This is a genomic window from Pleomorphochaeta sp. DL1XJH-081 (genome assembly GCF_049310885.1).
Lineage (GTDB): Bacteria > Spirochaetota > Spirochaetia > Sphaerochaetales > Sphaerochaetaceae > CAYZJV01.
In genome coordinates this window covers 1-9,365 of the sequence record NZ_JBMDYO010000001.1, presented here as the reverse complement: position 1 = coordinate 9,365, position 9,365 = coordinate 1, and the positions used below count along the sequence as shown (strand labels likewise).

The 9,365-nt window shown below is 41.8% G+C and carries 11 protein-coding genes and 1 tRNA gene; 7 read left to right on the top strand and 5 right to left on the bottom strand.

From position 1 onward, the window contains the following. Positions 1-7 precede the first annotated feature (7 nt). From ACODJP_RS00060 to dcm, 7 genes are all read left to right on the top strand, one after another. Positions 8-295 (top strand): hypothetical protein, encoded by a 288-nt coding sequence (locus ACODJP_RS00060; protein ID WP_422477187.1) that lies wholly within the window; start codon positions 8-10, stop codon positions 293-295. Further along, on the top strand, positions 282-521 hold the full coding sequence (locus ACODJP_RS00055) for a hypothetical protein (RefSeq protein ID WP_422477185.1): 240 nt from the start codon (positions 282-284) through the stop codon (positions 519-521). Before ACODJP_RS00060 ends, ACODJP_RS00055 begins: the two co-directional genes overlap by 14 nt. 2 nt (positions 522-523) lie before the next feature. Next, positions 524-841, top strand: a complete 318-nt coding sequence (locus tag ACODJP_RS00050) for a hypothetical protein (RefSeq protein ID WP_422477183.1) — start codon at positions 524-526, stop codon at positions 839-841. A gap of 1 nt (position 842) precedes the next feature. Further along, positions 843-1,040 carry a hypothetical protein gene (locus ACODJP_RS00045; protein ID WP_422477181.1) on the top strand — a complete coding sequence of 66 codons (198 nt, stop codon included), beginning with the start codon at positions 843-845 and terminating at the stop codon, positions 1,038-1,040. A gap of 21 nt (positions 1,041-1,061) precedes the next feature. Continuing rightward, the gene (locus tag ACODJP_RS00040; RefSeq protein WP_422477179.1) at positions 1,062-1,385 is read left to right on the top strand and encodes a hypothetical protein; all 324 of its coding nucleotides are present in this window, start codon (positions 1,062-1,064) and stop codon (positions 1,383-1,385) included. 299 nt (positions 1,386-1,684) lie between these two features. Beyond that, positions 1,685-2,857: a hypothetical protein gene (locus ACODJP_RS00035; RefSeq protein WP_422477177.1), complete on the top strand. Its 1,173-nt coding sequence runs from the start codon at positions 1,685-1,687 to the stop codon at positions 2,855-2,857. Between the two features lie 59 nt (positions 2,858-2,916). Continuing rightward, positions 2,917-3,912 carry a DNA (cytosine-5-)-methyltransferase gene (dcm, locus tag ACODJP_RS00030; RefSeq protein WP_422477175.1) on the top strand — a complete coding sequence of 332 codons (996 nt, stop codon included), beginning with the start codon at positions 2,917-2,919 and terminating at the stop codon, positions 3,910-3,912. A gap of 485 nt (positions 3,913-4,397) precedes the next feature. On the opposite strand, the gene ACODJP_RS00025 is transcribed toward dcm, so the two are convergent. The 5 genes from ACODJP_RS00025 to ACODJP_RS00005 form a co-directional block, all read right to left on the bottom strand. Then, positions 4,398-5,534, bottom strand: coding sequence for a tyrosine-type recombinase/integrase (locus ACODJP_RS00025; RefSeq protein ID WP_422477173.1), 1,137 nt, complete (start codon positions 5,532-5,534; stop codon positions 4,398-4,400). Positions 5,535-5,643: 109 nt separating this feature from the next. Beyond that, positions 5,644-5,728, bottom strand: a tRNA-Leu gene (locus tag ACODJP_RS00020). A gap of 80 nt (positions 5,729-5,808) precedes the next feature. Continuing rightward, entirely contained in the window at positions 5,809-7,623 is a 1,815-nt protein-coding gene (gene pepF / locus ACODJP_RS00015) for an oligoendopeptidase F (RefSeq protein WP_422477171.1), read from the bottom strand. After that, positions 7,613-8,233: an RdgB/HAM1 family non-canonical purine NTP pyrophosphatase gene (gene rdgB / locus ACODJP_RS00010; protein WP_422477169.1), complete on the bottom strand. Its 621-nt coding sequence runs from the start codon at positions 8,231-8,233 to the stop codon at positions 7,613-7,615. Before rdgB ends, pepF begins: the two co-directional genes overlap by 11 nt. A gap of 18 nt (positions 8,234-8,251) precedes the next feature. Then, the gene (locus ACODJP_RS00005) at positions 8,252-9,196 is read right to left on the bottom strand and encodes a hypothetical protein (RefSeq protein WP_422477167.1); all 945 of its coding nucleotides are present in this window, start codon (positions 9,194-9,196) and stop codon (positions 8,252-8,254) included. Positions 9,197-9,365 lie beyond the last annotated feature (169 nt).

Genomic DNA, 9,365 nt, shown 5'->3' with positions numbered 1-9,365 from the left:
GGTGAATATGAAGGCAGTGTATAAAAATGATGACAATTCTGTTTGTGTGGTAATTCCCACAAAAGAAGCTTTGTCGAACCATTCGATTGAGACTATTGCGTTAAAGGATGTGCCTACAGGACTCCCCTTCTGGCTGGTAGAAAACTCTGAAATCCCATCAGACAGAACCTTTCGTGATGCATGGGAGATTCCGGAAGAGTGGGGTGAACCAGATGGCTATGGTTCACAGTACAACACCTTTGAAGAGTTGGAAGAACTGGAATCAGAAGTGGAGGTACCCGATGCTGAAAATTAACCCAGAGAAAGCCCTCGTTATCACTCAGGAGCGAATCAGGGCATGGCGTGAAGAAGAGTTCAAGAAGAATGATATAAACCTCCAGAACGCATTGGTTGATGGAACAGACACCACACAGTTTGTTGAGAGGCGTAACTGGCTTCGTGACCTTCCTCAAATGTGCGAAGGGAAAACAGTCGAAGAGTTGAAAGCCTTCATTTTGGAACTCGGTGTGGTTGGAGGCTGAGCATGAGCGATATGGTCCAAGTAGCAATCATTACTGGAGTCATTACTCTGGTAAACGGTCCACTGGTAATAACTCTCATATCCAAGAATTCAAAGAAGAATGATGAGATCAAAGAGTTGAGAGAGGATGTCGGAAAGTTGTTCAAATTAGTGGATCGGATTGCTGCGGGACTAACTATCGGACTAAAGAACGACAAGGTAATATTTGAAGCTTTCCGGAAGAACTCGATCAATGGGGATTCAGAGATCCAAGACAAAGTCATGGATGACTATTTCACCGAATGTACGGTTGAAGGATTTAAAAGCGGGAGGGAGGAGTAATATGGCGAAGAAGATAACGTTGATAATCTTGATTATTTCATTTGCAATTGGGTGTATCGGGTCATGGTTCGAAGTGTTCAATATGGATGCTTTCACCAAGTTCCTAATTCACTTCAGTCCGTTCTATCTCGGGTTGATTGCTTCGATCGGAACCAATTCGGCCATCGAGAAAGTGAAGAAACTCAACAGTACTCAATAAGTACTCAAACTGGAGGACAGCATGGAAATAGTCATGGGAGTAATTGGAGCTGTGTTTGCAATTCTTCTAACTCTGCTTGGGATTGAGAAACGGAAGAACAAGAAAAAGGATGTAAAGATCCTTGAACAAGAACAACAGATTGTTCAACAGAAAAAGCAGACTGAAATCTACAAGATCAACCAAGAGCACTTTACAGAAGCTTCAGAAGCCATGGAAGAGATTGAGGAAGATCATAAGCAGTTTGAAAAGGGAATTGAGGAGGCGGAGACAGATGAAGAGATTATCAGTATTGCTAATGATATCGTTGCTGATTTTAACAGGGTGTCAGACCGTTCCTCCGAGTGAGCCTTTGGAAATACCACTGTTCTCCGTACAAGCACCAGAACGCCCAACACTACAGCCGATACCAGCCGATTCGTCGGGTGCTATAAAAACTTTGACGATGAATACGAGCAGTTTAGTAAGGCACGTTGAGAAGTGGGAGTTGTACGATACTATGAAAGAGTCATACTATCGTACAATACTTACTATCCTGATTAACCAATGAAAAGCATTCCTTTGTTTTGTTTCTAACCTGAACAAAAATTGTGTTATAGTGATTAGTGATCAATCACGCAATGACGAAATTTCAGGTGGTTAGTTATATGTTTTTCCAGTATCAGTCAGATGAAGTAAAAAGCGCATACATATCATATCTTAGAGGAATAGCGAGCCTCTCCAGATTGTTTTCAGATAGTTCAAGCCCATATATACCATACAGAGCTTCCGAAAATATATTCTGTCTAGCATTTGGAGCTAAAAATGTCTCTAGAACGGACTGTTCAGCTGATGCGATGAAGATTATAGAGGAGAATATTAATCTCGGTTTTGGCATTAAGACATTCTTAGAGAAGAACAATCAAAGTTTTGAGAAAGTTGCTGAGTTCAATAAAGATCTAACTGAGGAAAAAAGAAAGACCATGTCTCCCGAGGCCCTTGTTCGGCACATTGCTTTCTTAAGGAATCGACGGATAGAATCAACATGCGACTTGCTCGGTTTGAACAAATTGATTTACCATTGCGTTGTTAGAAACAATGGTGTCATAAAAATTTATGAACAGAACATGGACATGATCGATCTTGATCAGATTGTACTTGAATTGGGTTCAAGGCATCTACATTTTGCTGATGGCCAGAATGAATATCAACTAAACTTAACCAAGAGTACTCTGCTTAAACGTTTCTCCTCAATGGGAAGAGAATTGTTTTCATTCGAAGCCAAGATCTTAAGAAATCCATATGATCTCATCAGATCTTTAGGCACCGAAACGTATGTTCCCGAGATTACTATTCCTCCGGTCATGAAGAGACAGATTAAGCGAAAGGCTACCGTGTACCTTCCACTTTATTCTCCACGGGACGTTGATAATCCAAAAGTATTTCCAAGGAGTGGTCTCAATCAGTGGAATGCACGAGGGCGTTCACGACATCAGGATGAATTGTACATACCAATTCCTCTATGGGTGCACCGAGAATTCCCAGAATTTTTTCCAGACAGAGATACTCCTTTTGAGTTGACTCTCCCGAACCAGAATGTTCTGAAAGCAAAAGTTTGCCAGTCTGACGGAAAGGCGCTTATGAGTGATCCAAACCAAGCTCTTGGGCATTGGCTTCTTCGGGATGTCCTACGTGTGAAAGAGGGTGAGTTGGTAACTTACGAGGATCTTATAGAGATCGGCATTGATACTGTTGAAATTGTGAAGCACAGCGATCTTTCATTTGAGATAAATTTTAAAAAAATCGGGACATATGCAATGTTCGCTAAAAAATTCGAATAGGTGCTGCATTTTCTATCTACAGCGGATATACTAAAAAAAAAGAAGATTCTGGAGAACATATGTATACGGTTGGAAGTTTGTTTGCGGGTATCGGCGGTATTGAAAAAGGCTTCGAGGAAGCAGGTGCAAAACTATCCTGGGCTAATGAGATCGACTCAGCAGCATGCATCACCTATAGAAAGAATTACAACCATACACTATTCGAGGGCGATCTTAACGTTTTGATTTCCAAAGCAAAGAGTGGTGAATTTGAATTTCCAAAGGTTGATATTCTCACTGCTGGATTTCCATGTCAGGCGTTTTCAATCGCCGGATACCGAAAAGGGTTCAACGACGAACGGGGGAACCTTTTTTTCTCTATCATGAAGATGGTTGAGTTGATTAGGCCAAAGGCATTATTTCTTGAGAATGTAAAAAATCTAAGAACTCATGATAACGGACGTACTTATAAGATTATCAGGGATGCTCTGGACGATGCAGAATATACGTTCACCGATTTTGTGTTGAACACAATGGAATACGGAGGTGTCCCCCAGAATCGCGAGAGGATATATATTCTTTGCTTTGACAAAAATCTAGATTCGCTAGACCAAGATACTCACGAAAATCTTGAATCAATATTACTTCCTGACAAAGTATTATTAAAAACGAAAGTACGAGACCTTCTAGAAGATAGAGATCTTGAGGATAGGTACTATTACAATGAAGAGCACCAATACTATGATAAACTGAATCAAGCGATGAAAAATCCAGATACGGTTTACCAATGGAGAAGAGTATATGTCAGAGAAAATCAGAGTAATGTTTGTCCTACATTGACTGCTAATATGGGAACTGGTGGCCATAACGTTCCTCTCATTCGAGATTCAAAGGGCATTAGAAAACTGACACCCCGTGAGTGTTTCAGGTTGCAAGGGTTTACAGATGATTATAAGTTGCCCGATGCCCTTGCGGTTAGTCATCTGTACAAGCAAGCAGGTAATTCTGTGAGCGTGCCTGTAGTAAGGGCGCTGGCTGATAAGATGCTCAATTTGATGAGTAGCCGAAGAATTTAAGAAAATGTAGTAATGTCTGATAAAAACATTGCGATATTTCTCTCTCGATGCTAAACTATTCATGACTGATTTATATCTATGCACCTTCTCTTATTATAACTATTAGCCTCAAGGATAGTTAGGAGGGGGTGCATTTTTTTACTATATTATGTTTGTGCAGTTGTAAAGAATCGCAATAGGAATATTCTGTTTCGTCACAGAAATAAAATTTCATGATACATTCAGCCATGAGTGTTAAGCCGGAAATTTCGTCTGGTGCAACTGTGACAAGGTGAGTCTTCTCTCAGTGGTTACTAACATTGAATAATTTTATCAGAATTTCGAAACTAGGAAGTTTAGGCGGAAAAGTGGCTCGTATGTATTCTTACCCGAAATGAAGATTTACGTTTATCTAGGACATTATCTCCGAACAGGACGAAATGATACTATTTCTGATAATCTTGATGAGGTCCTTGAATTGGAGGCTTAGATATATTGGGTAAGATCTAAGCCAGCAATTGTCTCTGAACTTCCATTACACTCTTCATGTCAGCAGTTTTAAGGTGGAGATAGTGATTTGTCATTTCCTTGCTCTCATGGCCTACAACCGATCTCGTGATTTCTCCACTCACTCCGGCAACTACAAGTTGTGTATTGAAGAAATGTCTCCAACTGTGGAAGGATAATCCTCGTTCAATACGATCTACTTCGGTGATTCCTATTTCTCGCATCTTTCTGTACAACGAATTTGCAAATACTCTCCCAGACATAGGCGTTTCTCCATTATTCAGCGAGAATACAAAACCATCGGTCCTATCTGGAGCGAGTTTCATCAAAGTCGAATAAAGTTCCTTGGTAATTGGGACCGTTCGGATATTCCCACTCTTTGTAGATTTGAGCCCATATTTCTCATCCCAGGAATGCTCAACAGTAATATGGTCTCTATGAATATCCTGGACTCGTAATGCTCGAATCTCTCCAGCTCTGAGGCCTGTACAAGCACAGAGTAGAGACGCTGTATAGCTGAGTTCATTACCCCAATGTTCCGGATCGTTCAGCAATTTAATTGCTTCTTCCTTCGTGAAAGCGTCACGGGCGTTTGGTTTTTCAAGAAGTGGTTTAACCAAAGTTGCTGGGTTTGATTTTATAATATTCTGTCGAACCGCCTCATCCAACATGATGCGTAGTAGGCTCAACATCTTGTTTGCTGTGGATCGAGACACTTTTGCTTTCTTGGGAAGATCCAATAACCAAGTGTTGATCATAGCGACTGTTAGCTTGGTAATTCTTTTCTTACCAAACGTAGGGAGAATATGTTTCTCCATAGATTTTTTATTGAAATCACAGAAGGATCTCGAGTAAGACCCTCCACGATTGATTTTATCCATAACATAAGGACATTCCCCCCAAACCCAGAACGGCTTAGAAAACTGGTTGAGTGTGGTGGCCTGTTTTATGGATGTAGGAATCAATCGATCTTGCTTCACAAGCTGAAGAACATAATCTCTTGCCTTCGATTTTTTGGTATGTCCAGTGGAGATAGAAATACGATTTCCATCCTCATCATATGCGTGGTAGTACCACACTACTTTTCCACTCTTCAGTGTCCTTTTATACAAGGAAAAATCTTCACGAAAACGCATAAAATCCCCCATTCTTATTGGTGTCACAACTGGTGTCACACATAGGGGTGATGATTCTCTGATAAAAAAGAACCCTCACCATGTTGTTACATGATAAGGGATTAACGTGTGCGGCAAAGAGGACTTGAACCTCCACAACCTCTCGGTCACTAGCACCTCAAGCTAGCGTGTCTACCAAATTCCACCACTGCCGCGAACTGACAGAAGAAAACCTACACTATTGAGGTGTTTTGGTCAATACCAATCCCATAAAAACCCTTATTCCAGACCCTTATCAAAGCATCAACGCCTCAAATTTATCCAACAAACCGGTAAATGCGTCAAGAGCTTTTTCCACCGGTTCAGGAGTGGACATATCCACTCCAGCCAATCGCAAAGAATCCATCGGATAACGTGATCCTCCCGACTTCAAGAATTCTAGATAACGATTCTTATCTTCTTCATTCCCTTTGAGAACCTTCTCAGCCAATGTTATCGCTGCGCTGATTCCTGTTGCATACTTGTATACATAGAATGCACGGTAGAAATGCGGAATCCTTAAGCCCTCGAGGTCACTGAGGGAGAACAACTTCACATTCGGCCCAAAGTACTGTTCCATCAATTTCCTGTATGTTGAACGAAGCGATGCAACGGTATTCGGTTCACCCTGTTCGGCCTGCTGGTGCACAAGCATCTCGAATTCTGCGAACATGGTCTGTCTGAAAAGAGTCGCCACGACATCGTCTATCTGCTTACCGAGAACATAGGCGACCATCTCCTTGCTCTCCGCGTGCGATACTAAATAGTCAGCTAGAAGCTGTTCATTGAATGTCGAAGCTACCTCTGCCTCGAAAATCGTGTAATCATACGAAGGGAAAGGATTGTTTCGTGCACTGTAGTATGAGTGCATAGAGTGTCCCCCCTCATGTGCTAAGGTAAAGACATCTCTCAGGACATCCTCTTTGTAGTTCATCATGATATAGGGATATCCGCTATAGATACCGGAAGAGAATGCTCCACTTCGTTTGCCTTTGTTTTCATACCGATCTACCCAACGAGCAACGGTGAGTCCCTCCTGCAGAGTCTTCACATAATCCTTTCCCAAAGGTGAGAGTGCCTTCCCAATAACATCGACAGCCTCTTCATATGAATGTTTCACCGTTATGCCTTTTACGATAGGCACGTAAACATCGTAATGGGTAAGCTTATCCACACTGAGAAGTTTTTTTCGTATTTCATAGTATCTATGAAGTTGGGGTAGGGCATGGTGAACAGCACTAACCAAATTATCGTACACGGAAAGATCTACTTTGTCCGGGAACAGGAACATGGATCGTGAATCGGGATAGGAGCGAACTTTCGCTCTGAAAAGATCCTGTTTAATACTCGCATCGTAAAGGGTGGCAATTGTATTCTTATGTTTATCGAATACACGGTAGAATTTCCTATAGGCTCTTTCACGGACTCTCCTATCGTGATGTTGCATAAGATATCCGTAAGTGCTTTGTGTAAGAGGAATTTTTCCCTCCTCAGTAACGATATGCCCGAAATCGAGATCAACATTGGTCAATGCGCTGAATACTTCCTGCGCTTTGCCGCCAATTTCTCCCTGTAAAGCCATTATCTTCTCTTCTTCAGGGCTCAACACATGGGGTTTGAAGCGAAGCATCTTGCGTACCATGATACGATAGTCTTCATATTCAGGTTTATCCAGCCAAGAATCTATTTTTTTCGTCTCAATGGCAAGGATTTCTGGTTCAATAAAACTGGTCGCTGCAGAAAAACGGGTCATCAATTGATGGGCAAGACTCTGACGCCTTTGGTTGATAGGATCACCACCATCAGTTGCATGGTTCAAGAATGCATATTGCATAATTCTTTCGGCTACCTTACCAATATCAGAGAGCCACTGGAGTACTCCTAGCAATGTCTCGGATGATTTTCCTATCTCTCCTTTGAATTTAGTACTTCCATCTATGGCTGATTCAATTCTTTCACAATCTTTTTCCCATTGTGTATCATCTACATACAGAGCAGTAAGATCCCAAGTATTCTCAAGCGATACGTCCTTTCGCTCTAATATGATATTTTTTTTAGCGTCAGCAGACATGCAGTACCTCCGATTGTTCCAATTGTTGAATTATTCCTAGCATTCGACGAGCAGCGATTGCACGATGACTTATGGTATTTTTCTCCCGCTCACTCATCTCAGCCATCGTTTTATTTCCATCCCCTACAAGAAATATTGGGTCGTAGCCGAAGCCACCTTCTCCGTATGGTTTGGCTGCAACGTATCCCTCAACAGTTTCCTGTACAACAAAGCGACGGTAGCGATCCAATACCAACGCCATTGAACAGACAAATCGTGCAGTCCTTTTATCTTTGGGGACATCTTTGAGTTGGTCAAGCACATAGCGGTTCTTTTCGATCGCATCCAGTGGACGTCCAAAAATGTCGGTTCCATACCTTGCACTGAAAACTCCCGGAGCACCATCAAGCGCATCGATCACAATCCCTGAGTCGTCCGCAAGCGATATTTTTCCGGTACTATTGTAGAGATGGTCGGCCTTTCCGAGAGCATTTCCGACAAAGGTTTTCTCGGTTTCCTCAAATTCGAATCCAATGCCTATATCAGCAGGAAGGATGATTACATGAGGAATCATAAGTGCGGCCATTTCACCCAATTTGTGTCTATTTTGTGAGGCGAATAAAAGTTCCATGTCCTGAAAATACCCGATTTAAGACGCTCCGTCTATCAGATTGGTTAAATAACGTTTAATAGCAGAGATACCTGAATCGACCGTTCCCTTAGGTACTTTAGTTAGTTCGGCTACCACTTCATGGGTTATTGATCTGGCTCGATTTTGCATTTGTTGTCTACGTTCTAGAAATAATTTGTCTTCTCTTTCATAACGACTTTTCATTTTCTCTATTACGAATGGCTTAGCATTGTTATATTTGAGCATACCTATTTCTCTCTCACAAAAACACTTTTCAAGGAAATGGTAATCCCTGATGTTTGCGATGTGAATAGTCCTCTCTTTTCTTTCATAGCTCTTCTCAAATGCATGACTGATGCTTCTAGCTAACTCGGTCTCTTCCATATTCATAAATGCGGCAAGGAACCTGATTTGATTGGCATCCAGTTGCTCTGAACACAACAAGACTAATTGCAGGAACCGACGGCGGAAACTTTTTGATGAATCGATCTTCCTTTTAACACGACGGCAGACTTCAGTTTCTGTGCTCCATGTGAAGGAAGGTTCACCTTCTGTCTTCGATTTCAACGCACTATAGGAAGTTTGATAGTCGGAAGCAATGAGGTGATCGAAACTATCAGTCGGGTAGGGGATTAGTGTATGTTTCCTATTGCTTCGCTTCAATCGTTTGATATATACATGAGCTTGCATGTAGGCTATTCGACGTATGAAATTCTCAAATGGGAAACCTTCATAGGAGAAGGAGTCTATCATATGTTTCAATCGTGGTTTTAAAGAGAGCAGAAGATCTGCTGCAGCCTCCTCTTCCAATACATGGACGCTTACAGGATAGCTATAGATTATGAGAAGGCAACGCTCTTCAATTTTTTGGTATAGTAGATCGGCCTCCTTCCTTTCCTGATGATGAGCCGATGTGAGCAGCTGTTGATAGCGCAATACAAGCTTGGTGAGTCCAGTGCCCATTCGTATACCTCCTTTATACAGGAATACTCTTAGCACAGACTATACCAAGTTACATTTGCATGACATTATAAGTATTTTTATTGAAAAAAGAAAGTCATGACCACCGGCATAGCCGGTGGCTTGCTGTCAGCCCTGTAAGGGCCTGATACCGGCAGCAGCTAAAGCTGCG